The 26,017-nt window shown below is 56.0% G+C and carries 26 protein-coding genes; 6 read left to right on the top strand and 20 right to left on the bottom strand.

Features of this window, described 5'->3' with window-relative positions; all coding sequences use genetic code 11:
* Positions 1-578 precede the first annotated feature (578 nt).
* The 6 genes from proB to mtnB all read left to right on the top strand — a co-directional run bounded on the left by proB (position 579) and on the right by mtnB (position 6,636).
* Positions 579-1,679 carry a glutamate 5-kinase gene (gene proB, locus PT964_RS17430; protein ID WP_274364695.1) on the top strand — a complete coding sequence of 367 codons (1,101 nt, stop codon included), beginning with the start codon at positions 579-581 and terminating at the stop codon, positions 1,677-1,679.
* Between the two features lie 49 nt (positions 1,680-1,728).
* On the top strand, positions 1,729-2,976 hold the full coding sequence (locus PT964_RS17425) for a glutamate-5-semialdehyde dehydrogenase (protein ID WP_274364650.1): 1,248 nt from the start codon (positions 1,729-1,731) through the stop codon (positions 2,974-2,976).
* Between the two features lie 34 nt (positions 2,977-3,010).
* Positions 3,011-3,907 carry a pyrroline-5-carboxylate reductase gene (gene proC / locus PT964_RS17420; RefSeq protein ID WP_274364649.1) on the top strand — a complete coding sequence of 299 codons (897 nt, stop codon included), beginning with the start codon at positions 3,011-3,013 and terminating at the stop codon, positions 3,905-3,907.
* Positions 3,908-4,013: 106 nt separating this feature from the next.
* Positions 4,014-5,267, top strand: coding sequence for a 2,3-diketo-5-methylthiopentyl-1-phosphate enolase (locus PT964_RS17415; protein ID WP_274364648.1), 1,254 nt, complete (start codon positions 4,014-4,016; stop codon positions 5,265-5,267).
* Positions 5,264-5,992: a 2-hydroxy-3-keto-5-methylthiopentenyl-1-phosphate phosphatase gene (locus PT964_RS17410; RefSeq protein WP_274364647.1), complete on the top strand. Its 729-nt coding sequence runs from the start codon at positions 5,264-5,266 to the stop codon at positions 5,990-5,992. Before PT964_RS17415 ends, PT964_RS17410 begins: the two co-directional genes overlap by 4 nt.
* A complete protein-coding gene (mtnB, locus tag PT964_RS17405) occupies positions 5,989-6,636 on the top strand; it encodes a methylthioribulose 1-phosphate dehydratase (RefSeq protein WP_274364646.1) in 648 nt (215 codons plus the stop codon). Before PT964_RS17410 ends, mtnB begins: the two co-directional genes overlap by 4 nt.
* Here the strand turns inward: mtnB and PT964_RS17400 are convergent, their stop codons facing one another.
* The 20 genes from PT964_RS17400 to panB all read right to left on the bottom strand — a co-directional run bounded on the left by PT964_RS17400 (position 6,637) and on the right by panB (position 25,800).
* Positions 6,637-7,245 (bottom strand): VC0807 family protein, encoded by a 609-nt coding sequence (locus PT964_RS17400; protein WP_274364645.1) that lies wholly within the window; start codon positions 7,243-7,245, stop codon positions 6,637-6,639.
* Between the two features lie 45 nt (positions 7,246-7,290).
* A complete protein-coding gene (locus PT964_RS17395; RefSeq protein WP_274364644.1) occupies positions 7,291-8,010 on the bottom strand; it encodes a DUF1361 domain-containing protein in 720 nt (239 codons plus the stop codon).
* Positions 8,011-8,027: 17 nt separating this feature from the next.
* Positions 8,028-8,681: an alpha/beta hydrolase gene (locus tag PT964_RS17390; protein WP_274364643.1), complete on the bottom strand. Its 654-nt coding sequence runs from the start codon at positions 8,679-8,681 to the stop codon at positions 8,028-8,030.
* Between the two features lie 66 nt (positions 8,682-8,747).
* Positions 8,748-9,191, bottom strand: a complete 444-nt coding sequence (locus PT964_RS17385) for a GNAT family N-acetyltransferase (RefSeq protein WP_274364642.1) — start codon at positions 9,189-9,191, stop codon at positions 8,748-8,750.
* Positions 9,192-9,450: 259 nt separating this feature from the next.
* Positions 9,451-9,873 (bottom strand): metallothiol transferase FosB, encoded by a 423-nt coding sequence (fosB, locus tag PT964_RS17380; RefSeq protein WP_274364641.1) that lies wholly within the window; start codon positions 9,871-9,873, stop codon positions 9,451-9,453.
* 5 nt (positions 9,874-9,878) lie between these two features.
* Positions 9,879-10,694: an inositol monophosphatase family protein gene (locus PT964_RS17375; RefSeq protein WP_274364640.1), complete on the bottom strand. Its 816-nt coding sequence runs from the start codon at positions 10,692-10,694 to the stop codon at positions 9,879-9,881.
* 199 nt (positions 10,695-10,893) lie between these two features.
* A complete protein-coding gene (locus tag PT964_RS17370) occupies positions 10,894-11,598 on the bottom strand; it encodes a DnaD domain-containing protein (RefSeq protein WP_274364639.1) in 705 nt (234 codons plus the stop codon).
* A gap of 28 nt (positions 11,599-11,626) precedes the next feature.
* A complete protein-coding gene (asnS, locus tag PT964_RS17365) occupies positions 11,627-12,931 on the bottom strand; it encodes an asparagine--tRNA ligase (protein ID WP_274364638.1) in 1,305 nt (434 codons plus the stop codon).
* 15 nt (positions 12,932-12,946) lie between these two features.
* Entirely contained in the window at positions 12,947-14,191 is a 1,245-nt protein-coding gene (locus PT964_RS17360; RefSeq protein WP_274364637.1) for an acetate/propionate family kinase, read from the bottom strand.
* The gene (locus tag PT964_RS17355) at positions 14,188-15,063 is read right to left on the bottom strand and encodes a 3-hydroxyacyl-CoA dehydrogenase family protein (protein WP_274364636.1); all 876 of its coding nucleotides are present in this window, start codon (positions 15,061-15,063) and stop codon (positions 14,188-14,190) included. Before PT964_RS17355 ends, PT964_RS17360 begins: the two co-directional genes overlap by 4 nt.
* Before the next feature lie 95 nt (positions 15,064-15,158).
* Positions 15,159-16,667 carry an AAA family ATPase gene (locus tag PT964_RS17350; RefSeq protein WP_274364635.1) on the bottom strand — a complete coding sequence of 503 codons (1,509 nt, stop codon included), beginning with the start codon at positions 16,665-16,667 and terminating at the stop codon, positions 15,159-15,161.
* Positions 16,660-17,193 carry a hypothetical protein gene (locus tag PT964_RS17345; protein ID WP_274364634.1) on the bottom strand — a complete coding sequence of 178 codons (534 nt, stop codon included), beginning with the start codon at positions 17,191-17,193 and terminating at the stop codon, positions 16,660-16,662. The genes PT964_RS17350 and PT964_RS17345 overlap by 8 nt, the downstream gene beginning before the upstream one ends.
* 237 nt (positions 17,194-17,430) lie before the next feature.
* Positions 17,431-17,961, bottom strand: a complete 531-nt coding sequence (locus PT964_RS17340; RefSeq protein WP_274364633.1) for a cell wall elongation regulator TseB-like domain-containing protein — start codon at positions 17,959-17,961, stop codon at positions 17,431-17,433.
* 6 nt (positions 17,962-17,967) lie between these two features.
* Positions 17,968-19,272 (bottom strand): amidohydrolase, encoded by a 1,305-nt coding sequence (locus PT964_RS17335; RefSeq protein ID WP_425262760.1) that lies wholly within the window; start codon positions 19,270-19,272, stop codon positions 17,968-17,970.
* Positions 19,272-19,913 carry a redox-sensing transcriptional repressor Rex gene (locus tag PT964_RS17330; protein WP_274364632.1) on the bottom strand — a complete coding sequence of 214 codons (642 nt, stop codon included), beginning with the start codon at positions 19,911-19,913 and terminating at the stop codon, positions 19,272-19,274. The genes PT964_RS17335 and PT964_RS17330 overlap by 1 nt, the downstream gene beginning before the upstream one ends.
* Complete coding sequence (dinG, locus tag PT964_RS17325) at positions 19,910-22,789, bottom strand: ATP-dependent DNA helicase DinG (RefSeq protein ID WP_274364631.1); 2,880 nt, start codon at positions 22,787-22,789, stop codon at positions 19,910-19,912. Before dinG ends, PT964_RS17330 begins: the two co-directional genes overlap by 4 nt.
* Positions 22,790-22,844: 55 nt before the next feature.
* On the bottom strand, positions 22,845-23,531 hold the full coding sequence (locus PT964_RS17320) for a tetratricopeptide repeat protein (RefSeq protein WP_274364630.1): 687 nt from the start codon (positions 23,529-23,531) through the stop codon (positions 22,845-22,847).
* A 119-nt stretch (positions 23,532-23,650) separates the two neighbouring features.
* On the bottom strand, positions 23,651-24,034 hold the full coding sequence (gene panD, locus PT964_RS17315) for an aspartate 1-decarboxylase (RefSeq protein WP_274364629.1): 384 nt from the start codon (positions 24,032-24,034) through the stop codon (positions 23,651-23,653).
* 27 nt (positions 24,035-24,061) lie between these two features.
* The gene (gene panC, locus PT964_RS17310) at positions 24,062-24,919 is read right to left on the bottom strand and encodes a pantoate--beta-alanine ligase (protein ID WP_274364628.1); all 858 of its coding nucleotides are present in this window, start codon (positions 24,917-24,919) and stop codon (positions 24,062-24,064) included.
* The gene (gene panB, locus PT964_RS17305; protein WP_274364627.1) at positions 24,916-25,800 is read right to left on the bottom strand and encodes a 3-methyl-2-oxobutanoate hydroxymethyltransferase; all 885 of its coding nucleotides are present in this window, start codon (positions 25,798-25,800) and stop codon (positions 24,916-24,918) included. Before panB ends, panC begins: the two co-directional genes overlap by 4 nt.
* Between the last annotated feature and the right edge of the window lie 217 nt (positions 25,801-26,017).

Here is a 26,017-nt window from a genome sequence, read left to right as displayed (position 1 = left end):
GCTATCGGCTGCGTTTGTACCAACTTTTGGTGCTAACTCGTACGCGAGCCGCGGCTTTCATCAACGGGAAGAACTAACGGAACCGAATGTCCGCTAATCATGCCGATTTTGCAAAAAACGGCTAATTAACGGAACAAGTTGTCCGCTAATTCGCCCAAATGACTCATTTCGACGGTTTTGAGCCGATTAGCGGACATCTGTTTCCGTTAAATCGTAGTTTTCGGGCCAAATCAGGTTATTAGCGGACATTTTGTTCCGTTAACTGACGGTTGCTCGGTTGCGGCACGCCTGATAGCTGACACGATCCGATCGACCTGACTTAAACCGATCGATCGACCACCTGACCCGAATTGGACTGAACCTAGCGAACGAACCTGACCGGACTGATCGAACCGGACTGAGCCGAGCAACCGACCCAACCCGGACCGATCGATCGACCACCTGAACCAAACCGAGCGAACGAACCTAACCGGACCAACCGATCGTCCTGACCCGATCCGTCCGGCCGACGGCATACACCACAGACCGGTCTGACCGCCATGTATACAGAAGAAGGAGCTAATCGTATGAACAGCATCATCCGCAGGCGCATCGTCGTGAAAATCGGCAGCAGCTCTCTTACTTTATCGGACGGCAGCCTGCATCGAGACCGAATCGAATATTTCGCGGAGGAATTGAGCGCGCTGGCCCGAACCGGCGCCGAGGTGGTGCTAGTTTCCTCGGGCGCGGTAGCCGCCGGCTTCGCCCGGCTCGGCTTCGCAAAGCGGCCGAAGGCGACGCACGAGAAGCAAGCGTCCGCCGCCGTCGGCCAAGCGCTGCTCATGCAAGCATACAACGAAGCGTTCGGAGCGCGCGGCGCCGTCGTCGCCCAAGTGCTGCTGACGCGGTCCGATTTCGCAAACCGCAAACGGATCAGCAACGCACAGGCCACGCTCGACGAGCTGATGACCCGCGGCGTCATCCCGATCATCAACGAGAACGACACCGTATCCGTCGACGAAATCAAATTCGGAGACAACGACACGCTCTCCGCGCTCGTCGCCAATCTCGTAAAGGCCCGCCAGCTCCTCATTTGCACGGATATGAACGGCCTATACACCGAAGACCCGCGCAAAAACCCGGACGCCAAACGGATCGACCGCGTTACGAAAATCGGCGAAGAGCTGTTTCTGATGGCAGGCGGGAGCGGGTCCTCCGTCGGCACCGGCGGCATGCGCTCGAAGCTGGAGGCGGCGCGCATCGCCATCCGCGGCGGCGTCCAAGTGTTCGTCGGCAAAGCGGCCGAGATCGGCGACATCGTCAAAGCGGCGGAAGGACAAGGCAACGGCACCTATTTCGATACGGAGCTGCATACGTTATCCGTTAAGAAGCAGTGGGTCGGCTTCCATTCCGTGCCCCAAGGCCGCATCCGCATCGACGAAGGCGCGGAGAAGGCGCTGGTCGAAAGAGGCAAAAGCCTCCTCCCCGCCGGCGTATCGGACGTGGAGGGCGAATTCCACCCCGGCGACGTCATCGAGGTGGTCGGCCCCGACGGCCGGATCGTCGGCCGCGGCGTCGTCAATTACGCATCCTGGCAGCTTCGTGCGGCCGCCGGCAGCTCCACCGAAGAAGTGCTGCGAACCATCGCTGTCCCCCGAATCGAAGTCATTCACAGGGACGAATGGATCGATTTGCACTAAATCCAATAATCAAAACCGACAGTCACAAGATAAGGAGGAACCGACCGACATGAGCGAAGCAAGACAAAAAGCGTTAATCGCAAAGCGTACGACGAGTATTCTCGGCGGCATAAACAGCGACGCGAAGAACGAAGCGCTGCAACGCATTGCAAGCGAGCTGATCGCCCGATATGAGATGATCGCAGCGGCAAACCAACAGGATTTAAATAACGGCAAGGCGAACGGACTTTCCGCCGCTCTTTTAGACCGCCTAACTTTAACGCGGAAACGGGTTGAAGCAATGGCAGACGGCTTGCATGAGGTAACGGCGCTGCCCGACCCGGTCGGCGATACGCTGCATGAGATCGTTCGCCCCAACGGGCTCCGCATCAAGCAAGTACGGGTGCCGATCGGCTTAATCGGGATCATCTACGAAGCCCGCCCGAACGTAACGGTCGACGCCGCCGGGCTTTGCCTGAAAACCGGCAACGCCGTGCTGCTGCGCGGCGGATCGGCGGCGCTCCACACGAATACGGCGATTGTCGAAGCAATCCATGCGGCGCTTGCGCATACCGCAATCCCTCCCGAAGCGGTGCAATTGATCACAGATCCGAACCGTTCCTCGGTCGACGATATGCTGACACTAAGCGGCATACTGGACTGCATCATCCCGCGCGGCGGAGCGTCGCTTATCCGCAACGTCGTCGACAATGCGAAGGTCCCTGTCATTGAGACGGGCGCCGGCATATGCCATACGTTTATAGACGAGAGTGCGGACCCGCAGATGGCGCTGTCGATCGCCTTGAACGCCAAGGTGCAGCGTCCCTCCGTCTGCAACGCAATGGAGACGCTGCTCGTCCATCGCGAATTTGCCGAGAAGCACTTCCGCAGCATCGTCGACGCCTTCAAAGAGCGCGACGTGGAGCTTCGCGGCTGCGAGGAATCCCGCAAGCTGGCGACCGGCATCAGTCCCGCCACAAGCGAAGACTACTCCACGGAGTACAACGATTACATCTTGAACATGAAAATTGTCGGCAGCCTCGATGAGGCGCTGGAGCATATCGCCGCATTCGGAACGATGCACTCGGAATGCATTGTCACCGAAAACACCGCGAACGCCGCCCGCTTCCTCGCCGAGGTGGACGCCGCAGCCGTTTATCACAACGCGTCCACCCGCTTCACCGACGGCTTCGAGTTCGGCTTCGGCGCCGAGATCGGCATCTCGACCCAGAAGCTGCACGCGCGCGGTCCGATGGGCTTGCCGGCGCTCACTTCAACGAAATATATCGTGACGGGCAGCGGACAAATTCGCGAATAACGCAACAACATCAATAACAAGGAGGGCTTACCCAATGAACGAACTGAACGAACTAACGTTGAGATCGCAAAAAATCGCGTTCATCGGTGCAGGCTCGATGGCGGAAGCGCTCGTACGCGGACTGACGGATGCGGACCTCGTGCATTCGCTCTCCGTCGTCGTGCTGAACCGCCATAACCGCGGCAGACTTGCCGAACTTCAGCAGCAATACGGCGTGCGCATCCCGGAGACGAACGAGCCGGAGGAGCGTTCCGCCTTGATCGAAGGCGCGGACATCGTCGTATTCGCCATGAAGCCGAAGGATGTCGGCAGCGCGATCTCCGAATTTCGCGACTGCATCCGCCCCGAGCAGCTGATCGTCTCCGTTGTGGCGGGGCTGTCGATCGACACGATCGAGCAGCTGCTCGGCCGCAAGCAGCCGGTCATCCGTACGATGCCGAACACCTCGTGCTCCATCGGCCTCGGCGCCACCGGGCTCGCCTGGTCGGACAGCGTAAGCGAACCGTGGAGGCAAATCGCCATCCAAATGTTCGAAGCGGTCGGATTGGTCGTCCCGCTGCATGAAGAAAAGCTCAATCTCGTAACCGGCTTGTCCGGAAGCGGTCCGGCTTACGTCTACTACCTCATGGAGATCATGACGTCGGCCGGCGTGGAAGCCGGGCTCACCGAAGAGGATTCCCGTGCGCTTGTGCTGCAAACCGTGCTCGGCGCCGCCCACATGGTGCACACGACGGATGAGGATCCGGCGTTGCTCCGCGCCAAAGTGACGTCGCCGAACGGAACGACGTTCGCAGCGCTCGGCGTACTGGAGCAGTACCGGTTCAAGGAAGGGATGACTAAGGCGATCTTCCGGGCATCGGAGCGGGCGCAGGAAATGGGCGACGAGGTTGCCGCCAACGTGCTGCAATCGGTCGAAGCGGCCGACCGTTAAATCAAACGCGCGAGTTCCTTCTAATGAGGAGCTCGCGTTTTCCATTGCATCGGACTTTCTTGTATAATTATGTTTTGAATTCTATTGATGGGCGGTGTACTAACAAATGACGGATTTGAAATCGTATTGCGTGGCTGCATACCGTTGTTTTGACGATAAAGCCGATTTTCAAAAGAAAGCGACGGGCATCGCCGTCGGGTTGACCGTCGGCAGCTGGACGGAGCTTCCGGAAGCGAAGAAAGCGGCGATGGAGAAGCACCTCGGAAAGGTCGTCTCCATCGACGTCCATGAACCCGAGGCGGGCGCCCCGGCCGGCTCGACGGCCGCCGAGCGCTATGCCGACATCCGTATTGCCTATCCCGACGTCAACTTCAGCAAAGACATTCCTGCTCTGCTCGTTACCGTCTTCGGCAAGCTGTCGATGGACGGCAAAATCAAGCTGATCGATCTCGAGTTCTCCGACGGCTTCTCGGATGCGTTCCCGGGACCGAAGTTCGGCTTGGAAGGCGTTCGCCGCCTGCTCGGCGTATACGATCGTCCGCTGCTGATGAGCATATTCAAATCGGTCATCGGCTACGATCTTCCGGAGCTGCGCGAGCAGTTTTACCAGCAAGCGCTCGGCGGCGTCGACCTTATTAAAGACGACGAGATTTTGTTCGAAAACCCGCTTACCCCGATCGAACGGCGCGTGGAAGCGTGCATCGCCGCTGCAAAACAGTCCGAAGCGCAAACCGGCAACAAGCTGCTGTACGCGGTCAACCTGACGGGCCCTACATTCGAGCTCAAAACACAAGCGAAGAAAGCGATCGACGCCGGCGCCAATGCTTTGCTGTTCAACGTGCTGGCATACGGTTACGACGCGCTCAGCTCTCTTGCGGCCGACCCGGACATCAACGTTCCGATCGCGGCGCATCCGGCCATGTCGGGCGCCATGTATCCTTCGCCGCACTACGGCATCGCGCCGCAGCTGTTGCTCGGAAAGCTGATGCGTCTGGCCGGAGCGGACTTGGTGCTGTTCCCGTCTCCCTACGGCTCCGTCACGATGCCGAAGGAAGAGACGCTGGCAATCAAACAAGCGCTCTTGGATGAAAGTCCGAAGCAACGAAAGAGCATTCCCGTCCCCTCCGCCGGCATTCATCCGGGACTCGTCCCGCTCATTCTTCGCGACTTCGGCGTCGATTCCGTCGTCAACGCGGGCGGCGGCATCCACGGCCACCCGATGGGCACTGCGGCAGGCGGACGCGCGTTCCGGCAGGCGATCGAAGCGGCGAACGCAGGCATCAAGCTGGCGGATTACGCCGCTCTAGACGGACATCAGGAGCTCAAAGCCGCAATCGATCTATGGGGAGTGAGAGAGTGAACCACAACCACAGCCAGAGCCAGAGCCAGAGCCAGAATCAACAAAAACAACCGATCATCTTTTGCGACTTTGACGGCACGATCACGTTAAGCGACAACATTGTGGCTATTATGCGGCATTTTAACCCTCCGGGCTGGGAACCGATCGTCGAAGACATCGTCGGCGGGCGCAAAAGCATCCGCCAGGGCGTCGGCGAAATGTTTGCTCTCATGCCTTCAACCATGAAGGAAGAAATCACGCGGTACGTCCTGCAAACGGCCGGCATCCGGCCCGGCTTCGCAGAGCTGCTTGCCTTTTGCCGACAAGAGGATATCCCGTTCTACGTGACGAGCGGCGGCATCGACTTTTTCCTGCTGAAGCTTCTGGAGCCGTTCGATATCGAGCCGGATCATATTTTTTGCAACTCCGCGGATTTCAGCGGCGAAACCATCGAAATATTGTGGCCGCACCCGTGCGACGAGCACTGCACCACCGACTGCGGCATGTGCAAAACGCGAGTCATTCGTTCCTACCCGCGCGAGCAATACCGCCGCATCATCATCGGCGACAGCATTACCGATTTCGAAGGCGCGAAGCTGGTGGACACGATTTTCGCCCGCTCCCATTTGGCGGCCCGCTGCCGGGAGCTGCAAGTCCCGTTCCACGAATTCGAAACGTTCCACGACGTCGTCGCCGAACTGAAGACGATGTTCCATGAACGAAAAGAGCAGGAGGAAGTTCAATGAACCCGCAGCAACACATAACCGTCGAACAAAAACAAGCCGCATTCGAGCAGCTGAGAGAAATAAAAGCCGATTTCGCCGGCAGAGGCTGGTTTCCCGGGACAAGCGGGAATTTGTCCGTGCGCGTCGGACCGTTCGCGCCGGAAGCGTTCACCTTCGCCGTGACCGCCAGCGGAAAAGATAAGTCCAAGCATACGCCGGAAGACTTTCTGCTTGTCGACCGGCACGGCAAGCCGACGGATGCCACGCAGCTTAAACCGTCCGCCGAGACGCTCATCCACTGCGAAATTTACAATGCAACGGGCTGCGGCGCGATTTTTCACGTGCACACCGTGTACAACAACATCATTTCCGAATATGACGGAGAGCTCGGGTTCGTCCCGCTGCAGGGCGTCGAGCTGATCAAAGCGTTCAACATTTGGGAAGAAAATGCCGCAATTGAAGTGCCGATTCTCCCTAACTATGCGGAAATTCCGAAAATTGCGGAGCTGGTCAGGGGAGCGATCCGGCCGGGGATTCCGGGGATTTTGCTGCGAAACCACGGGATTTACGCCTGGGGGGCGAACGTGTTCGAGGCGAAACGGCATCTGGAGGCGTTCGAATTTTTGTTCGAACACCGATACCGTTACTTGCTGCTTACCAAATAATTAAGAGCCCGCAATTCGGGAAACGTGCCGGGCAACGTAAAGAAAGGCAAGCACGATGACGGCGCCGAACGCGAAGCTTAACGCCACGCGCCACCAAATCAGTATGCCGTAGCCGGCGACACCGTAATACTCGAACATGCTCCATTTGGCGAGCGCGATAAACAAATAGCGGACAGCGAACAACAACGTCAGCCCTTGAAAGTACGGCATCAGCTCGGGCTTGCGGAAATCTTGGGCGCTCCGCTTCTTTTTTTCTCCAAGCCATACATTCGCCGCATCCGCAAAAAAGTACGCCGCCATCGGTCGCTTCATCAGCATCGTAATCAGGAAAAACACCCCGAACCCCAAGAGCGTGCGGATGTTGTTTCGAATCATCGCCTCCGCGTTTCCGGACGCCAAATCGATGGCCGTGCTGGTCAGCAGCGTGGCGATCAGAAATAGCCCCGTCACGTTCCATTGGCGTTCGATCGCAAAGCGAAAGAGCGAGTACGCAAAGCTCGGGCTGGTGGAGAGCAGCAGCGCATGATAGTCGGAAACCGAATGCTTGGCGGCCGCCCAAATCAAATACGGAAATACGCCATAGAACAAAAGATCCAGGACAACGAGCAACCGGGTGCCTTTGATAGGGTCGTCCTCCTTTGCTCTTATTTTGTGCTATGTATGTACCATCGTATTTCCTTTCTCCTTTTTTATGTCTCGCAGGCTATATAAAAATACATAAACGACGAACAAAAAGAACGCGAACAGACACGAAAACAAAAACCCGTTCCGATGCAAATTTTCCACAATGCCGAGCAGCAGACGAAACGGATTGTAAACGACGTCCCAGCTGTTCAGCCGAACGACCCGCCCTAAAAAAATGCCGTACCCGCCAAGCAGCGACACAACGAGCACAAACAGCCATCCCGCGATTTTCCCCGCCAAACGGTTTACGGCCTCATGAAGCTGCAAGGTCGACAAATACCCTAAAAACAGCCCGCACCACGAAAAAAAGAAAACGAGCACGAGATCGTACCAGAACAAAAACGAAATATCCCCGTTACTTATATATAGCGGCTTATTGGCTACGAGGTGAATAAAATCGGTCGTCACATACGGTGCGTTCGGATAAAGGAGCAGCCATGGGACTCCCAGCAGCAATAGCGTGAGCAGCTTGGCGCCGCCGCGGGCGAAGAGCCCCTCCGCCCAAACCGCCGCAGTCGAAAACAGGTAAGGAAGCCATGCCAAAAACAAATTCCAAAGCAGAAACAAAAACCGCAGCTCGCCGGTCAGCTGCTGCCGGACGATGATAAAGCCGAAGCAGACTGCAGTTAACGCCACGGTCAATAGCGCCGTCCGGGCGTTTCCGAACAAATCGACGTTCTCTTTTGCCATATGCCCGCCTCCTCTCTTTACATCAAAAAGCGCTCTACCTTCTCAAACAGCTCCTTCGCTTCCGGCCCGAGACAAATCATATGGCGCGAGTTCGGAAAAATATGAAGCTCCTTCTCGGTGTTCATATGGTGATCCAAATAGGCGGCGCTTTTCGGATGCACGATTTCGTCCCGATCGCCCTGCACGATCATCGTCGGCGCCCGGACAAGGCCGATTTCGGGCTTCAGCTCTCTGACGAGCCGCATAAATTCAAATACCGCCTTGACCGGCGTTTCGCTCTTTATGCGCATGTCCTCCACATGGCCGTTGCGGATGACTTCGATCGCGTTCTCCAAAAACCGCTTCGGGCTAATATAGATGACCGCCGCATTCAGCAGCACAAGCTTGCGGACCGGATAACGATTGGCTAAATATGCGGCGATAAGCCCGCCCATGGAAAACCCGACGCAATCGAAGGCTCCATAGCGCTCGGCAATCCGCTCCGCTTCCGCCGAGGCGCTTGCGAGCCACTCCTGTCTGGGAATGCCTCGCAGCTCGCTCAGCGGCCCGCCGTGGCCCGCCAGCGTCGGCGTAAAGCAATCTGCCCCGCGCAACGCCAAATGCGCCGCCAGAGGCTCCACCTCGTACGGTCCTCCCGTAAACCCGTGAATCAGCAAACATGCCCGCGACACGTTCTCACCGACCTCCTCTAAGCTGGAATGCTGCGCATGTCTCTCACAAGTATATCCGGTTATGCGTCAACCTTTTCGATAATAGGAAAAAAAGTGCTCGTCCTTCTCAAAGCCGAAAGCTTCGTAAATACGCTGCGCACGAACATTGTCGGCGGCCGTAACTAATCCGATGCCCTTCGCCCCAGTCGCCCCCGCGTACCGGACGGCTTCCGTCAAGAGCGCTCCGGCCGCTCCTTGCCCCCGCGCTTCTTCAACAACGTAAAGATCGTTCAAAATCCAATCCCGCTTCATGGAAATCGACGAGAATGCAGGGTACAGCTGCATGAAACCGACGGCGCGCTGCCGGTCGTCCCGCGCGAGGAAAATAACGGATTGCAGGGCGGATAACCGTTCCAGCAAAAATGCGCGCGCCCCGTCCAAGTCCGGCGATTGCCCGTAAAACTGCCGGTATTGATCGAATAAATGCGCGGCTTCTTCCAATTCATGTACGGTTGCTTGTGTTGCGATCATATTCGTGATGCCTTCCTTTCGGGATTCGTTTATCGTATTCGTATTCGTTACCGCAATAAACTTTCCGTATGGGCGAGCGCTGCCTGCAGCGCCTCGATGAGCCGCTCGGTTTCCTCCTTGCCCATATGCGCAGTCACGTATCTCGGCCGCAGCCGCCGCTGTTCAGCTCCAGCATGATGTGCTTCGATTGCTCGTTGACGATAACATTGACGGTTTCGCTATCATAAATCGTTCGCAGCGACATCTTCCCAAGCCTCCTCTATTCATCGTAAAACATCATGTGATGCTTTTCGTCTCTGTAATATTGCAGCCGATCCTGCAGATTGCCGGTGTGAAACTCAAACTTATGGCCGTCGGGATCGGTAAAATAAATCGAGTTTCGATCCCGTTCGTCCCTTTCTCTTCCCTGCAGCATAATCGCCCCCAGCCGCTCGAGCCTTTCCCGCAGCTCCTCCAAATCGCCGGAGTCCACGCTGAAAGCGATATGCGTATACGACCGATGAATTTCGTTACGCGGGATATTGTTCTCTTCGTTGAGCGCGAGCCACAGCCCGTTCAGATCGAAGTAAGCCAAGCTTCTGCCGCGGACGAGCAGCTTCGCTTGCAGCTCCTCGCGGTAAAAAGCGATCGACCGCTCCAAATCTGATACGGAGAAGCACAGATGATTGATGCCTTGAATCATGGCCTTTATGCGTTCCCCTCCAGCCCTTGCCGCACAAGTTCGAGGAATGCCGCTGTTTGATCGGGACGGCATGCGATAATATAAGGCTCATTATTCATTCCCGCGAAAAGGTTCCCCTCGAAATCGACAACGGCAGCACCCGCTTCCTGTGCGATCAATATGCCGGAGTACAAATCGTCCCCCTCCGAATTATAAAGAACAATGCCGTCGATATCGCCCCGGGCAAGCGCGCACCATAGCAGCGTCGGCGCCCACAGCCGAAGCACTCTCTTCGACCGGGTGTCCAAATGGTGTTTGAGCCGCATCGGGCGCTCCTCCATCTGGACTTGGTGGCCTTGAATCCAGCCGACGGTCGGCTTACCTGTCGTATGCCGTATCCGATCCGCGAGTCTCAGCGGCAAGCCGTTGCACTGGGCGCCTTTCCCTCTCTCCGCCACGTACAACGTGTCCGTAACCGGCTCGTAAATAACGCCGAGCAGCGGCTCCTGCCGGTGAATGAGCGTCACGGAAACGCCGTATACGGGCAGCCCTATGGCAAAATTGTTCGTTCCGTCCAGCGGATCGACCAGCCACAGCCACTCGCTTTCCACACCCGCCCAACCGGTTTCTTCGCTGCGGATTTGGTGGTCGGGGAATTCGGCCGCAAGGATTCGAAGGATCGCCGCTTCCGCCCGGTGGTCCGCCTCCGTGACAAGATCGCCGTGCTGTCCCTTCTCTTCGACGCCGATCGCGCGTCCGAACAGGCTCCGGTGGATTTCGCCCGCTTCCTTCACGGCTCGGACCGCCGTTTCCTTCGCTCGCTGCAGTATCGTTTCTCGCATAGACGCCTCCTAAAGTATGTATCAAGCTATGGGGTATTTTACCATGAATTCGAACATTCCGTTAACCCTGCCCTTTGACCGAAAGCGCCCCTGTCATAGCACCATAATTTGTTGCTAACTCTGCTCATCTCCCGCCCCCACCCGTCATAAGCAAAAAAGCCGCCTCAAAAAATTGAGACAGCTTCCGGTACAGATGTATTTACCGCTCTCCGCGAAACCGCTGCGTATACTCCTTCGCCTGCTCCGGAGTAGTGACGCGGTTTTTTTGCCATTCGACGAGAATGCGGTCGATATAGCGGAAGTGCACTTTCCCTGCAAAGACGGCTTCCTTCAGCGCAGTTAATATCAATGAGTCCGAATATTGATCCTTGTCCAGCCAGTTCGAAATCGTCTCATATTCCATCGGCGACAGCGGCCGCGCAAATTCGCTTTCGAACACGGTAAACAAATCCTTCCGGCGGGAGGCGGCCGTCTCCCTTGCCGGAGCGCGGAACGTCTGAGCGGCCTGCGTGCCGAATGAAGGCGAGGAGGCGTAATCCCGCTCGTCCGCCGGCTCCGTCCACAAAAAGGCGAGCCGCTCGTACAGCGGAGACAAATTGTACCGTTCGCTCACGATGCCCGTCGATTCGTCCACCGCTTCATCGATCAAGAGCAGCCCGTCGCGGACAAGACGCTCGATCGCCGCCAGCACCGCGCTCGGCCCCGCCGACATGCGGCCGGCCAGCTCCTCCGGGGTCGGGAACAAATTGCGCTCCCCGCTGTCCGCATACATGAGATGCAGCAGCAGCATCGCCTCGATTTCGGTCAACCCGAGCTGCGCGTATCCGCGCATAAACAAGCCGGGCACGTTCACCGCGCCCAGCCTCATGCCGGCAAGCAGTCCTTCTCTAAAAGCATCCGACATTTACGCACATGCTCCTCTCGCCCGACAATTACGGATACAACCGGTACAGCAGACGCGGGAACGGAATCGTCTCGCGAACGTGATCAAGCCCGCAAATCCAAGCGACCGTCCGCTCGAGACCGAGCCCGAAGCCCGAATGCGGCACGGAGCCGTATTTCCTTAAATCCAAATACCAGCGGTACGCTTCCTCGGACAATTCATGCTCCTTGAAGCGCTGCTCCATCAGCTCCGGATCGTCGATCCGCTGAGAGCCGCCGATAATTTCTCCGTATCCTTCCGGAGCGATCAAGTCGGCGCAGAGTACGACCTCCGGACGGTTCGGATCCGGCTTCATATAGAACGCCTTGAAGGACGCCGGATAATGGGTGATGAACACCGGCTTGTTGAAGCTTTCGGCGATCGCCGTTTCGTGCGGCGCCCCGAAATCCTCACCCCACGTAAATTCGGGAAAGCCGTTCGCGTTCAAAAATTTTACGGCGTCGTCATACGTAATGCGCGGGAATTCGCCCGCAACCTGCTCCAGCTTCGATACGTCGCGCTCCAGCGTCGCGAGCTCGGCTTTGCAGTTTGCGAGGACGCTTTGCACGATATGGGAAACGAATTGCTCCTGCACGCGCAGGTTTTCCTCGTGATCGACGAACGCCATCTCCGGCTCGATCATCCAAAACTCGATCAAGTGGCGGCGCGTCTTCGATTTCTCGGCGCGGAACGTCGGACCGAAGGAATACACTTTCCCGAGCGCCATCGCCGCCGCTTCCATGTACAGCTGGCCGCTTTGGGTCAAATACGCGTCCTCGTCGAAATATTTCGTATGGAATAAATTCGTCGTACCTTCCGCGGACGTCGGCGTCAAAATCGGAGCGTCCACTTGCGTAAAGCCGCGGGTATCGAAAAATTGCTGAATCGCACGAACAATTTGCGCGCGGATGACCATAATGGCTCTCTGGCGCGGCGACCGCAGCCACAGGTGCCGATGGTCCATCAGAAAATCGACCCCGTGCTCCTTCGGCGTAATCGGATAATCGTGCGACAGCTGAATGATGTCCACGTTCGAAACCGTCAATTCATAGCCGCTTGGCGATCGGGGATCTTCGCGAACGACGCCCGTCACCCAAAGGGAAGATTCCTGCGTCAGCTTGTCCGCGGCTTCCCAAGCCGCTTCGTCGACCTCGTTCTTGACGATGACTCCTTGAATGAAGCCCGTGCCGTCTCTAAGCTGCAGAAACTGAATTTTTCCGCTGGAGCGCTTACGGTGCAGCCAGCAGCCGATGCGCACCTGCTCGCCCGCATGAGATGAAACCTCGCGAATCGTTGACAATACCGATTGACTCATCTTATCCCTCTTTACTCAATTAGTGACCTCTTCGACTTGTTTGTTTTCCGCTTCCGGCCGGAGTCCTCCGATTAAACGATAAGTATCTCTGGCAATGACCATTTCTTCGTTGGTCGGAATAACAAGCACCTCTACCTTCGAGCGCGGCGTGGAGATGCGCCGGTTTTCTTTGGAGCGGTGCTTGTTCGCTTCGATGTCGATTTCGACTCCCAGATACCCCAAGTTCAGGCATACCTTCTCTCTCAACATCCAAGAGTTTTCGCCTACCCCCGCCGTCCAAACGATTGCGTCGAGCCCGTTCATCGCAGCCGCATAAGCCCCGATATATTTACGCAGCCTGTATTCGTACATATCGAAGGCGAGCTCCGCGTTCCGGTTTCCTTGCTCCATCGCCTCTTGAATCTCGCGCATATCGCTCGATAAGCCGGAGATGGCCAGCAAGCCGCTGTGCTTGTTCAGCATCGAGTTGACCTCGCCGATCGTGAGGTCTTCCTTCGCCATCGTAAAGGGTACGACCGCCGGGTCCAAATCGCCGCTTCGGGTTCCCATCATCAGTCCTTCAAGCGGTGTCATTCCCATCGACGTATCGACCGAAACGCCGCCCTTCACCGCCGCCACGCTGGCTCCGTTGCCGATATGGCACGATACGATTTTCAGGTCTTTCGCGCTCCTGCCCAAGAAGGCCGCAGCCCGCTGGCTGACGTACATGTGGGACGTGCCGTGAAAGCCGTATTTCCGAATCTTATGCTTCTTATACAGCGTTTGCGGGATCGGATAAAGGTATGCATGCTGCGGCATCGTTTGATGGAACGCCGTATCGAAGACGACGACCTGCGGCACGTTCGGCATGTTCGCTTCCACCGCCTGTATGCCGAGCATGTGTGCCGGATTGTGCAGCGGCGCCAAATCGAACAGCCGCTTAATTTCCTGCTTCACCTCGGCGGTGACGACAACCGATTCCTTGAACGACTCTCCGCCGTGCACGACCCGATGGCCGACGGCTTCGATTTCCGTTGTCGAGCCGATGACGCCGTGCTCCTTATGAACGAGCATAGCCAATACTTTGCGGATCGCGGCCGTATGATCGAGAATCTCGCTCACCTCGCGAACCTCCGGTTTGCCGGGAGGCTCGTGCGTCAATATAGCCGTATCCATGCCGATTCGTTCCACCTTGCCGGCGGCCAGCACAGATTCGTCCGACATATCGTATAGCTGATACTTTAACGATGAACTGCCGGCATTAATAACCAGTACCATCATATTCTATCACCATCCTCGTCATAGCGGAAGAAGCCCGAGCCTGTCTTGACGCCGAGCTGATTCGCCCGGACCATCTTCTTCAGCAGCGTCGCGGGGCGGTATTTCAAGTCGCCGAATTCTCTGAACATGCGCTCCAGCGCGAACAGAATCGCGTCCAGACCGAACCGGTCCGCCATTTCCAACGGTCCATACCGAAAATCATAGCCTACCCGCATGGCGGTGTCTATATCTTCCGCAGACGCCACACCTTCCGCAAGCACGTGCATCGCTTCGTTGATCAGGGTACAGATCAGCCTTGTCGTTACGAAGCCGGGCGATTCGTAGACTAAAATTCCTCTTTTCGTAATGACGTCTTCCACGAACTGTTTGGTTTGCGTAAAAGTCGTATCCGACGTTTGCAAGCCGCGAATGATTTCTACCATATCGATTTTCGTGACCGGATGAATAAAGTGCAAACCGATGACACGCTCCGGGTGGCGCGTGTCGCGGGCAAGCTCGGTTAACGAAAGTGTAGAGGTGTTGCTTGCCAAAATAACGTCCGAATCGCAAATTTCGCCGAGCCGGTCGAACAGCACTCTCTTCGCTTCCAAATCTTCCGTAATCGTTTCTATGATTAAATCGCACTGGGCAGCTTCTTGCAGCTCTCCGAGCATATGAATCCGGGATAGGATCAGTTTTTTCTCCGTCCCAGTGATGCCCCACTTTTCGATCTGCTTGTCGAGGCTCATTTCGATGCCTCGCATCCCTTGCTCAAACTTCTTCAAGGTCGTTTCGTGCAAATAAACGTCGAGCCCTTTCGTAGCCAGCATTTCCGCAATCGCTTGCCCCATCGTGCCTCCGCCGATGACGCCGATTTTTTTGAAGTCCGCCATTCTCTCCACCCACAATTTTTATATAAACTAAAACTCCAGCAGCGGGAACGCACGGTTCCCGCCCAGCCGGAGCGATGTGCTTCATATATTTTATTTTACGCGGAAAACTCCATCGCGCTGTGAAGTAAATCACGGAATCGGTCGCCCGAAAGCACCTCTTCCGCTTTGAGCACGTCAAGCGCCGCGCCGAATACCGGCCGGTCCGCTTCCAGCAGCTTCCGCGTTCGTGCCATCAGCTCTTCCAAAATTTCGCCGTTCGCTTGGCCGTATTCTTCCTTCGTCAGCATCTTGGAATCGACGATGCCGAGTCCCGTCAAGCCTGCGTCGATCATCGTGCGAACGAGCCCGAGCGCCTGCTCGAAATCGTTCTTGGAGCCGGTGCTGCGGCCGCCGTAGAACATTTCCTCCGCCGCCGCGCCGCCGAGCGCGATCATAATTTGCTCTTCCAAATACTGCTTGGTGTACAAATATTGATCGCCCTGAGGATTGTGGCGGACGTAGCCGAGCGCCCCACCGCGAGGCGACAGAGCGACCTGCGAAACGGTGCCGGGACGCACCCGTTCGGCAACAATAGCATGCCCCAGCTCATGAAGCGCTACTCTTTCGCGTTCTTCGTTCGCAGCCTCCCGGTCCGTTTTTTCGCCCATCATCACTTTATCGATCGCGGAAAGCAGATGCTTCTGACCGATCAGATCCGCATCGTCTCGCATCGCGTAGATTGCCGCTTCGTTCATGACGCTTTCGAGCTGCGCGCCGGAAAATCCGAACGTTTGCGAGGCGATCGCATCCAGCGACACGTCCTCCGCAAGCGGCTTGTTACGCGCATGAAGCTCGAGAATGTGCTTGCGCCCCTTCAAATCCGGCAAATCGACTTGTATATGACGGTCGAAGCGGCCCGGACGAAGCAAGGCGGAATCGAGCATATCCTTGCGGTTCGTCGCCGCAACGAGCAGGATCCGCGGCGTCTCGGACGTATGAACGCCGTCCATTTCCGTCAGCAGCTGGTTGAGCGTCTGATCGTACTCCCGCTGCTGCCCGCCGTCGCGTTTGCCGCCGACGACGTCGATTTCATCGATGAATATGATTGCATTATCCTTATTTTCCTTCTGCGCCTTCGTGCGCGCTTCCTTGAACAGATCGCGAATGCGTGAAGCGCCGACCCCGACGTACATCTCGACGAACTCCGAGCCGGAGGCGCTGACGAACACCGCATTCGTATGGTGAGCCGCCGCCTTCGCCATCAACGTCTTGCCGGTTCCCGGAGGCCCCGTCAGCAAAATTCCTTTAAGCGGGCGAATGCCGAACTTCTGAATTTGCTCCGGTTTAATCAGAAAGTCGAGCGCCTCGATCAGCTCTTTCTTCGCCCGATCCTGACCGCCGATATCGTCGAACGTCATGTATGACGGCATCTTGGTTTTCGCCTTGCGGGTTTCGCCGCCGACGCCCATTCCCGCTCCGGCCCGCATACGGGTCATGATGAAAAGCGAGGCCGCAATGACTCCGACGAACAACAGCGGAAGCGGATTGACGCCGATGAAAAACAGGAAAGCGAGAACGACGGGAACGATTCCGATAATAATTTCTTTGCCGTATTTTTTATTCATTCGGAAACACCCCCAACGTCACAGGAATACGTGGAAGTACGACATATTTCGTATCCGCGCCTTGGGTCAGCGTCACATAAACATATTTATCGTCCATCTTAGTCGAAGCATGCAAGCCGTCATTGGCTTGAACGAGCTCATTCAGACGTTTCGGAATAAGGGTATATTGCTTCGTTTCCATCGCCGTAGCGACGTCGAACATCGCTTGCTCCCAGATCGAATCAAGCGCTTCGGAGCCGCCGTTCGCAACTTCGATCGTAACGGGCTTGTCGCCGAGAACGTTATGAGCCGCTTCTTCCACCGCTGCGTACGTTTTGTCCAAAGATACGCCGTTCTCCAGCTCTATTTTAACGACCGCGCTGCTTCGGTCCATATCGATTTGCACGTGCTTGACGCCTTCAACCGCGCCGACATCGTGGGTCAACGGGTCCTGAAGCGCCATCGTTTGATACACGAACCAGCCGCCGAACATCAAAACGGAAGATACGACAACAGTTATCATAATAGGTAAGAGACGAAGTTTCACAAGCAACGTCCCCCTTTCTAATCTATCAATATTTCGCATTCGTATATACCGAAGTATATCACATAAGATAGACCCTGGGGGTATGCAATGTGTGGAAGGCTTGGAACGGCCTTAAACTACGATTACCCTTTATTTCCGAAAACAAGCGATACAAGTAACAGCACACCGATGACGACCGTACACCAAAACGATATTTTCGTTTTCCACGACCATTTCACCTCAGCAAAGCAACTCCTTTTAAGAAAACTTGGCGAGCCGGTACGTATCGAGCTTTTGGCCGTCCGAAAAGCGGTAATAATCATAATAATGCCGCGTAGAGCCGTCTTCCAGCTTTGTATAAAATACTTCCCAAACGTACTCGTCCCTAAGCTTGCCCGGAATGATCCGAAGTATGTGTTTTCCCGGAGCATCGGCTAGCGCCAGCTGCTTGACTTCCTCTTTCGTTAGTCCGGCGGACGCCTTCTCTACGTGAAGCCCGTCGTCCCAAACCCATACGACCACCTTCTCGCCGGCCGGATTCGTCGCGAAAAGAACTGTATACGCCTTATCGCCGATAAAGCGGTCGGCCTCCGTTACGTCCTTAATGTTCAGCTTTTCGACCGCAGCGGCTTCAGCCGACGCAATCTTGTCCCACAACGGTCTTTGGATCGTGTTAAAGAGACGATTCCCGAACACGATCGACAGAACGATTATGAGCAGCAATATGGCCAGCGTTCGATGCAGCCACAGCGGCCGCTTATTTCTTCCGCTAATGACTCTCTCCGCCATCGCTTCCTATCCTTTCAACCGCTGCAGAGCGGCATTCGCTTCATAGACGACGCGCTCTTCGTCGATCGTAACGCAGCTTCGACCATCGACAACGCGGCGCCCGTCCACCCAAACGTCCGTTACGTCATGCCCGGAGCCGCTATATACGACATGCGACGCATAGTTCGCCGCAGGCTGGTAATGGGCCGCCGTAATATCGAGCGCGATGACGTCCGCTTTCATCCCGGGAGCCAGCGTTCCGACGTCCGGCAGCCACAAGGATCGCGCTCCTTCGACGGTGCCCATGCGAAGCGCCTGCTCGGCCGAGACGGCCGTCGGATCGCCGCTGACGCCTTTGTGGATCAACGCGGCCAGCCGGATCTCTTCCATCATATCCAAATTGTTGTTGCTCGCCGCCGAATCGGTTCCAAGCGATACCCGAACGCCGGCGCGAAGCAGCTCGGGCACCCGCGCAACTCCGCTTGCCAGCTTCAGGTTGCTTCCCGGATTATGGGAAACGCCGACTCCGTGCGCGGCGAGGATGTCGATTTCCTCATCGGTCAGATGCACGGCATGGGCCACGAGCGACGGGCGGGAAAACAGACCGAGCCGCCGCAAATGCTCGACGGGGCGAACGCCGTAATCCCGGACGTTCTCTTCAACCTCGCGAGCCGTCTCCGACATATGCGTATGCAGCGGAACGTTCAGCTCATGCGCCGCTTCAACGAACTTTTCGATGAAAGCGGGCGGACAAGTGTACGGCGCGTGAGGCGCCATAGCGGTCGTAATGCGTCCGTTCGCTTTGCCGTTCCAATCGCGCGTAAAGCGGGTAGCTTCCTCCAGTTTCGCTTTTTGCTCCGCTTCCGAGCACAGCCCGATTACCCCGCGGGTCAATACGGCGCGAATGCCGGTTTCCTCCACGGCTAAAGCGACCTCGTCCATATGATCGTACATATCCAGAAACGTCGTTGTTCCGCTCTTAAGCATCTCCATAATAGCGAGCAACGTTCCGGTTCTGACATCGGCCGCGGTAAATTTAGCCTCCATCGGCCACATATATTGTTGAAGCCAAACCTGCAAATTCACATCGTCCTTCAGGCCGCGCAGCAGCGACATGCCCGTATGCCCGTGCGTATTGACCAATCCCGGCATGAACAGCTTGCCGCGGCCGTCGACCGTTTCGTCGCCGGGCTGCGGATCGACCGGTTGTTGGCTTATGTACTCGATTTTCCCGTCCTTCATCGCCAAGGAGCCTTCGGTGACCGATACGCCGTTATCCATAGTCAAAAACAAACCGTTCCGGATAATGATTCGATTGTTCGCGGTACCCATTATTCCTCCACCTCTTCGTCTTTGTTCAGATAATAGGCTAAGCTTTGCAGTTCCACCGTAAAGTCAGCGTAATGCACGCGAATATTTGAAGGAACCTTGATGATGGCCGGCGCAAAATTAAGGATGCCCTCCACCCCGGCCTCGACAAATTGATTGGCTACATTTTGAGCCTCCGTTGCGGGCACCGTAATAATTCCGATTCGAATGCCCAATTGCTGCACCGTCTCGGTCAGTTCGGTCATCGGCTTGATCGTCAATTGATTGAGCTTTTCCCCCACGCGGGACGGACTTGCGTCGAACACCGCGGCGATCCGCATATTATCCTTTAAATAAGCGTTATAGTTGCACAGCGCTTGTCCAAGGTTTCCCGCGCCGACGAGCGCGACGCGGATTTCTTGGTCCAGCTTTAAAATATGCCTGATTTTTTCCACCAGGTAGGCGACGTCATAGCCGATGCCTTTTTTGCCGAACTCGCCGAAATACGCAAGATCCTTGCGGATTTGCGCAGGATTCAAATCGAGCTTGCGCCCGAGGTCCTGAGACGAAACGGTTTGAACCTCGCTCTTCAGCAAATCGTTGAGATGGCTCAAATACATCGGAAGCCGCCGCACGACCGCTTCGGAAATTTTCGGATGCTTCATGTTGCCTCATTCTCCTTCCCAGCCGATTCCGGCATCTCCAGCCATTCCCGCATACGATCCGGCAGCCGGTCCGTCGGCAAATGCTCGATTTTCGGCCCGGGGAGCGAGTACAAGAAGTGCTTCCCGTAGGAGGTTTCAATGACGCGGGTATCGTAAATGATGACTATACCCCGGTCGCGGGCCGTTCTCACCAGGCGGCCGAAGCCTTGCTTAAACCGAATGACCGCTTGGGGAACGGAAAGCTTTGAGAACGGGTTTTGATTCCGGGCTTTGATGAATTCGCTCTTCGCCTCCACCATCGGATGATTCGGCGGCTGGAACGGGAGCCGGACGATCGCGAGCGCCGTCAGCGCCTCGCCGGGAATGTCAACCCCTTCCCAGAACGAGCTCGTGCCCAGCAGAACCGCTGCAGGGCTTTGCATAAATAGGCGCGTCAGCTTGCTTCGGTTGCCGCTGTCGACTCCTTGACCCAATACATGGATACCGTGCGGCTGGAGCGCTTCCTTCAGCGGCGCATGCGTCTGCTTGAGCATCTTGTTCGAGGTGAACAGAACGAGCATTCTTCCGTTCGTAACGACGGCAGCTTCACTGAGCGATTGCACCAGCCGCTCCAAAAACAGCGGATCCATATTCGCGCCTTTGAGCCCCGGAAAATCGCGCGGGATCAAAACGAGCGCCTGATCCCTGTATTTAAACGGAGACGGGAGCTGAACGGTCGCCACGCGGCCTTGTTCTTCGCCTTCCGCGGCAAGCCCAAGCTGGTCCTTCACATATTGGAACGATTTCTCAACGGTCAGCGTCGCCGAAGTCATCACGATGCTGTCCTTTCGATCCCAGAAATATTCCCGGATCAAATGGCTGACGTCGATCGGCGCGGCGTACAGCCTTAACGACTTGGATTTAAACTGCCCGCTTGCCTCCATCCAATATACCATGTTCTTATCGTCGGCCTTCATGAACAGCCTCAGAGCGTCGCGGCTTCGGTACAAGTTTTTCACCGTTCCGGATATGTCGGTAACTAAGCTTTCCAAGCCGAAATCGTCGGATTCCTTCGTTTCCGCCAGCGCTTTGTCCAGCGTTTTTAGTATTTCGGTCAAGGTGATATAAATATTGTCTTCCATTCCCGCGAACGTCTTCCAATCCGGCGGAAGGGCGTCCGTACGAAGGCGGACGGTAACCGGTCCTCCGTCGGCCGATTGAGCGGTTCTCGCAATAAACCGGTCGAAAAGCCCCTCGTACAATTCATCCCAAGTGTCTTTAACTTTGACGATTTGGTGCGGAAGCTGCTGCAGCTTCTCGCCCCACTCCCGAAGCGAAGCTTCGCCGCTTTGGCCGAGCAGCGTCTGCAGCAGCGGCAGCTGGCCGGAACGGCTGTCCTTCAGAAGCGTGACCAAGCCGCTGACCATGGAAAAATACGACAGCTCGAAGCCGAGATGCTGGCTCGCCACTTCCTCGAAATGGTGGGCCTCGTCGACGATCAGCCGGCCGTAAGCGGGCAAAATCCGATGCTCGGCCTTGGCGTCTGTAAGCAGCAGGGAATGGTTCGTAATAATAATATCCGCTTCGTTCGCCTCGGAACGCGCCCGGTGATAAAAGCACGTTTTGAACCACGGACAAGCCCGGTTCAAACACGAATCCGCATCGCTGGCCACGTGCGACCAAAATTCGGAGCCCTTGTTTCCCGCAAGATTCAGCTCTTCTTCGTCGCCGACAGCCGTTTCGCCGAGCCAAACGACCATCTGCGCCGCCGTAATCCGGTCGTCCCGATCGTTCTGGAAATCTTGCGCGTTCACCTTGTGCTCGAATTTCCGCAAGCATAAATAATGGCTTCGGCCCTTCAGGACGGCGGAGCTGAACGGTACGGGCGACAATTCGTGCATCATCGGAAGCTCTTTCGTGCGCAGCTGCTCCTGCAAATTGATCGTATGAGTGCTGATGACAACTTTTTCCTTTGAAGAAAGCGCATAATGGATCGAAGGCAGCAAATAGCCGAGCGATTTGCCGGTTCCCGTTCCTGCTTCAATGACAAGATGCCGCTCTGCCTCCAGCGCCTCCGCAACCGCCTCCATCATTTTTTCCTGCGACGGCCTCTCCTCGTACTCTGCAATGGATGAGCGTATACGCTGCTTTATGTCTGCATAAAATTGTTGAAAAGGAATCGAGACGGCTTCCCTCTCTTCCTCTTGTTCCCCTGAGAGCCAGTCGTCCACGCCAAGCGCGAATTGGCGGTACACCCGGCCCCCGCGCTGCGAATCGGCGTCTTCCGTACTCCGCTTTTCGATGATTTCATTAAGAAACCAAGTGAGGTCGTAAGAAGCAAAATCGGGGTGCGAAAATAAAAAGGACAGGCGTTCTAATGTGATGGAGGGAAGCAGGTCCAGCTTTTCCAAGCATTTGATCCAAAGAAGCGCGGTCGCCTCGGCATCGCTGTCGGCTTGATGCGGCCGTTCGTGCTTCACCCCGAGCGAGGCGGAGACGTAAGACAGCTGATAGCTCGTAAGCGTCGGAAAAAGCACCCTCAGCCAATCCAGCGTATCCAGCGTTCTTCCGGTGAACGGGGAATAGCCCGCATCCGTAAGAGCGTGCTGCAAAAAAGCGAGATCGAAGCCGACATTGTGCCCGACGAGCGTGCAATCGGACAGCAGGGGAATGATCTCGTTGACGACATCCTCCATCAGGGGAGCGTCCTGAACCATCTCGTCCGTAATGCCTGTAAGCGACCGGATGAACGGAGGGATCGGAGCGGACGGCTTCACGAAGGAGCTGTACGTATGTTCTATGGTTTGTTCATTTACAATAACGAGACCAACCTGGATAATATCGCTCTTTCCAGGTTGATCCCCAGTCGTTTCGAAATCCAAAACCGCATATTTCATTTCGCTTCGTTTCCTTTGACAATCTGACCTTATGAACATAAGGATACCAAGAATATTATCCGATCGCCACTCCCAGTTGAAGGACGCCGCCGTCCGTTAAGCATGCTTTTAAGTTATATACGGGATCCTGCAGCTGCGGATCCATCTTATGCGACTTCTTAAATAACTCGCACGCCTTTTCCACGTTGCCGGAAAGCGCCTGCACGCAGCCCATGGCATTATACGCGACGGCCATCAGCTTTTCGTCGTCCGCAAGCGAAACAAGAACCTGCAAGTGTCCGTACGCCTCGGCGATCCGTTCGGTTTGCAGCAGCCCCAGCGCCATGTACAGGCGAGGCAGTAAAAATTCGGGATGCAGATCGATCACCTTCTGAAATTCCCGGATCGCTTCATGAAACATAAGCAGCTTGAAATATCCTTCGCCGCGCCGGAACGATTCGGATTGTTTCAGATGATGATGCTGCATCCCGCTTGCGTTTGCTTCGCTTGCAACGGCAGCAAGATCAAGATCGGCAAAAGCGGAAGGGACGGCCGGGGTCTGCCCGGCAAATCCCGGGGAAAGATTCGCTTGTGCCATCTTTTCTTCAAACAACAACCATTCCTCGATGATGCCGTCGCTCATGGTGCGCAACATTTCCAGTTGCTCGAAAAGCGCATTCCGCTCGCTTCCTTCAGAGGCCGGATACGCCTCGACGATTAAATCAAGCGCTTCGTTCATCGATTGAAACAACTGTTTGAACATGGTTGCCTCCCACCTTTTTATCTTTATGACGACGCGAGTTAACAACATTTTTTGCGCCGGGGAGGCATTTCATTCTGCCAAATCCTTATGTCAATGGCGTAAGAAAGGGATTTCCCGTATTACACGGTCGTGCCGTGGATTTCGATGTTTGCGGTTTGGACAATGATGTTATCCTGGCCTAAAATCGCCACTTTCGGTTTATAATGGCGCGCTTCTTCTTCCGTCATCGCCGCATAAGAAATAATGATGACCACGTCGCCGGGCTGAACGAGCCTTGCCGCGGCGCCGTTAAGACAGATGGTGCCCGATCCGCGCGGACCGGGAATGACATACGTCTCCAGTCTCGCGCCGTTGTTGTTGTTTACGATTTGAACTTTCTCGTTCGCCCATATGTCGGCCGCATCCATCAAATCCTCGTCGATCGTAATGCTGCCGACGTAGTTAAGATTCGCTTCGGTTACTGTCGCGCGGTGTATTTTCGATTTCATCATCGTTCGGAACATTGTTGTCACCCCCATGGGTTATAAGTATTATGCGTGAAACAACCGATTGTCGATCAGTCTTGTTTTTCCGAATTTAACAGCAACCGCGGCAATAAAGGAGCCGCAATCCGCGAGCGGCCCTTCCGTCGGCGACAAATCGGGATAGGAGAGCACTTGAACATAGTCGATGACGGCCTCGGGAGCGCTGACGATCGTTTCCTTCAGCTTCCGCTCAAGCTCCTCCCCCGTCATTCCGGGCTGCTCCTCGAGCCACCGGTCGATACCGGACAACGCTTGATAAAGAATCGGCGCCTGAGCGCGCTGCTCGGGCGTCAAATATACGTTGCGCGAGCTCATCGCAAGTCCGTCCGCCTCCCGCAGCGTCGGGCACGGAACGATCGTAACCGGAAAATTCAAATCACGGACCATCGCCTCGATCACGGCGACCTGCTGCGCATCCTTCATGCCGAAATAGGCGCGCTCAGGCGATACGATATGAAACAGCTTCGATACGACGGTCGCCACTCCGGCAAAATGGCCGGGACGCGACGCACCGCACAATCTTTCGGTCACGCCGCCGACCTGCACCGTCGTAACCGGCTTCACCGGATACATTTCTTCGACGGAAGGGAGAAACACCGCATCGACGCCCGCTCCTTCGGCGAGGGAAAGATCGCGCTCCTCATCGCGCGGATATTTTTCGAAGTCCTCGTTCGGCCCGAACTGCAGCGGATTGACGAATATGCTCATGACGGTCCGGTCGTTCTCTTCTTTCGCTTTGCCGACGAGAGACAAGTGGCCTTCATGCAAATAGCCCATGGTAGGAACGTAGCCGACGGTGAGCCCCTCCGCTCTCCAGGCGCTTAACAGCTCCCGATACTCCCTGATCGTTCGAACCGCTCTCATTTCTCGTTCCCCCTGCCGGCTTGCTTCGAAGCGCCGTACAATTGCCCGGCCGTCTCTTCATCCATATGAAACGTATTTTCCGGCGCCGGAAAGCTTCTCGATTTGACGTCCGTTACATAGGAGTGAATCGCCTGCTTGATTTGTTCGCCGATATTCGCATACGATTTGACGAACTTTTTGGGTATCGGATCATCGGTATATTGCAATATATCATGGAACACCAGCACTTGACCGTCGCAGCGGGCGCCTGATCCGATGCCGATCGTCGGGATCGACAGCTGCTCGGTTACCATTGCGGACAGCTCGTCGGTTACGAGCTCGAGCACCAGACAGAACGCGCCCGCCTCCTCAAGCGCCTTGGCGTCCTCTAATAGTCTTAAAGCTTCTTCGTTCGCTTTGCCTTGAACCTTGTAGCCTCCGATCGCGTGCACGGATTGCGGAGTTAGTCCCAAATGGGCCACTACCGGCACGCCGGCGCTTACCGCCGCGCGAACCGCCGGTAAAATTTCTTTCCCGCCCTCCATCTTGACCGCCTTCGCTCCGCCCTCCTGCATAATGCGCTTCACGTTGCGCAGCGTCTCGTCGACGCTGCCGTGATACGAAAGAAACGGCAGGTCGGCAACGACAAACGGAATGTGAACGGCTCGGGAAACGAGCTCCGTATGATACACCATATGATCCATGGTCACGGACAGCGTCGTTTCGCGACCTTGCACGACATTCCCGAGCGAATCCCCGACGAGAATCATGTCGGCGCCCGCCGCCTCCGCCAGAGCCGCGGAAGGGTAATCGTAGGCCGTAATCATGGCGATCGGTTCGCCTTTTTGCTTCATGGCCCTTAGCTTGGCCGTCGTCATCGGCTTTCTGGTTTGTTGTGTCATTGTGGGTGTTCCTCCTTCGATTTTCTCGCCGAAAGGTTTCGTATGGCCGGCAAATATCCGGACAAAATAAAAAACCTTTTTGGCTTTGAAACCAAAAGGGTCCCGCACAAAAAGATATCCGTACGACAAAAACCGTTGTACTGGTCTTTCTGTCTCGGTCCGTTTCGGCTCAGAGCAGAATGCATCACGGTAAAAATAAATGATAAGAGAGCGAATG

Origin of the sequence: Paenibacillus thermotolerans (assembly GCF_028745515.1) — a bacterium.
Lineage (GTDB): Bacteria > Bacillota > Bacilli > Paenibacillales > YIM-B00363 > Paenibacillus_AE > Paenibacillus_AE thermotolerans.
Note: the sequence above shows the minus strand (reverse complement) of the source record. Positions and strands in the feature narration are given on the sequence as shown.

What these genes read in the sequence shown, in the direction of transcription:
- PT964_RS17425 (WP_274364650.1), top strand. Translation starts at nt 1,729, where the DNA reads ATGAGCGAAGCAAGACAAAAAGCGTTAATCGCAAAGCGTACGACGAGT.
- proC (WP_274364649.1), top strand. Translation starts at nt 3,011, where the DNA reads ATGAACGAACTGAACGAACTAACGTTGAGATCGCAAAAAATCGCGTTC.
- PT964_RS17415 (WP_274364648.1), top strand. Translation starts at nt 4,014, where the DNA reads ATGACGGATTTGAAATCGTATTGCGTGGCTGCATACCGTTGTTTTGAC.
- mtnB (WP_274364646.1), top strand. Translation starts at nt 5,989, where the DNA reads ATGAACCCGCAGCAACACATAACCGTCGAACAAAAACAAGCCGCATTC.
- PT964_RS17395 (WP_274364644.1), bottom strand. Translation starts at nt 8,010, where the DNA reads ATGGCAAAAGAGAACGTCGATTTGTTCGGAAACGCCCGGACGGCGCTA.
- PT964_RS17385 (WP_274364642.1), bottom strand. Translation starts at nt 9,191, where the DNA reads ATGATCGCAACACAAGCAACCGTACATGAATTGGAAGAAGCCGCGCAT.
- fosB (WP_274364641.1), bottom strand. Translation starts at nt 9,873, where the DNA reads ATGATTCAAGGCATCAATCATCTGTGCTTCTCCGTATCAGATTTGGAG.
- PT964_RS17375 (WP_274364640.1), bottom strand. Translation starts at nt 10,694, where the DNA reads ATGCGAGAAACGATACTGCAGCGAGCGAAGGAAACGGCGGTCCGAGCC.
- PT964_RS17370 (WP_274364639.1), bottom strand. Translation starts at nt 11,598, where the DNA reads ATGTCGGATGCTTTTAGAGAAGGACTGCTTGCCGGCATGAGGCTGGGC.
- asnS (WP_274364638.1), bottom strand. Translation starts at nt 12,931, where the DNA reads ATGAGTCAATCGGTATTGTCAACGATTCGCGAGGTTTCATCTCATGCG.
- PT964_RS17360 (WP_274364637.1), bottom strand. Translation starts at nt 14,191, where the DNA reads ATGATGGTACTGGTTATTAATGCCGGCAGTTCATCGTTAAAGTATCAG.
- PT964_RS17355 (WP_274364636.1), bottom strand. Translation starts at nt 15,063, where the DNA reads ATGGCGGACTTCAAAAAAATCGGCGTCATCGGCGGAGGCACGATGGGG.
- PT964_RS17350 (WP_274364635.1), bottom strand. Translation starts at nt 16,667, where the DNA reads ATGAATAAAAAATACGGCAAAGAAATTATTATCGGAATCGTTCCCGTC.
- PT964_RS17340 (WP_274364633.1), bottom strand. Translation starts at nt 17,961, where the DNA reads ATGGCGGAGAGAGTCATTAGCGGAAGAAATAAGCGGCCGCTGTGGCTG.
- PT964_RS17335 (WP_425262760.1), bottom strand. Translation starts at nt 19,272, where the DNA reads ATGGGTACCGCGAACAATCGAATCATTATCCGGAACGGTTTGTTTTTG.
- PT964_RS17330 (WP_274364632.1), bottom strand. Translation starts at nt 19,913, where the DNA reads ATGAAGCATCCGAAAATTTCCGAAGCGGTCGTGCGGCGGCTTCCGATG.
- dinG (WP_274364631.1), bottom strand. Translation starts at nt 22,789, where the DNA reads ATGAAATATGCGGTTTTGGATTTCGAAACGACTGGGGATCAACCTGGA.
- PT964_RS17320 (WP_274364630.1), bottom strand. Translation starts at nt 23,531, where the DNA reads ATGTTCAAACAGTTGTTTCAATCGATGAACGAAGCGCTTGATTTAATC.
- panD (WP_274364629.1), bottom strand. Translation starts at nt 24,034, where the DNA reads ATGTTCCGAACGATGATGAAATCGAAAATACACCGCGCGACAGTAACC.
- panC (WP_274364628.1), bottom strand. Translation starts at nt 24,919, where the DNA reads ATGAGAGCGGTTCGAACGATCAGGGAGTATCGGGAGCTGTTAAGCGCC.
- panB (WP_274364627.1), bottom strand. Translation starts at nt 25,800, where the DNA reads ATGACACAACAAACCAGAAAGCCGATGACGACGGCCAAGCTAAGGGCC.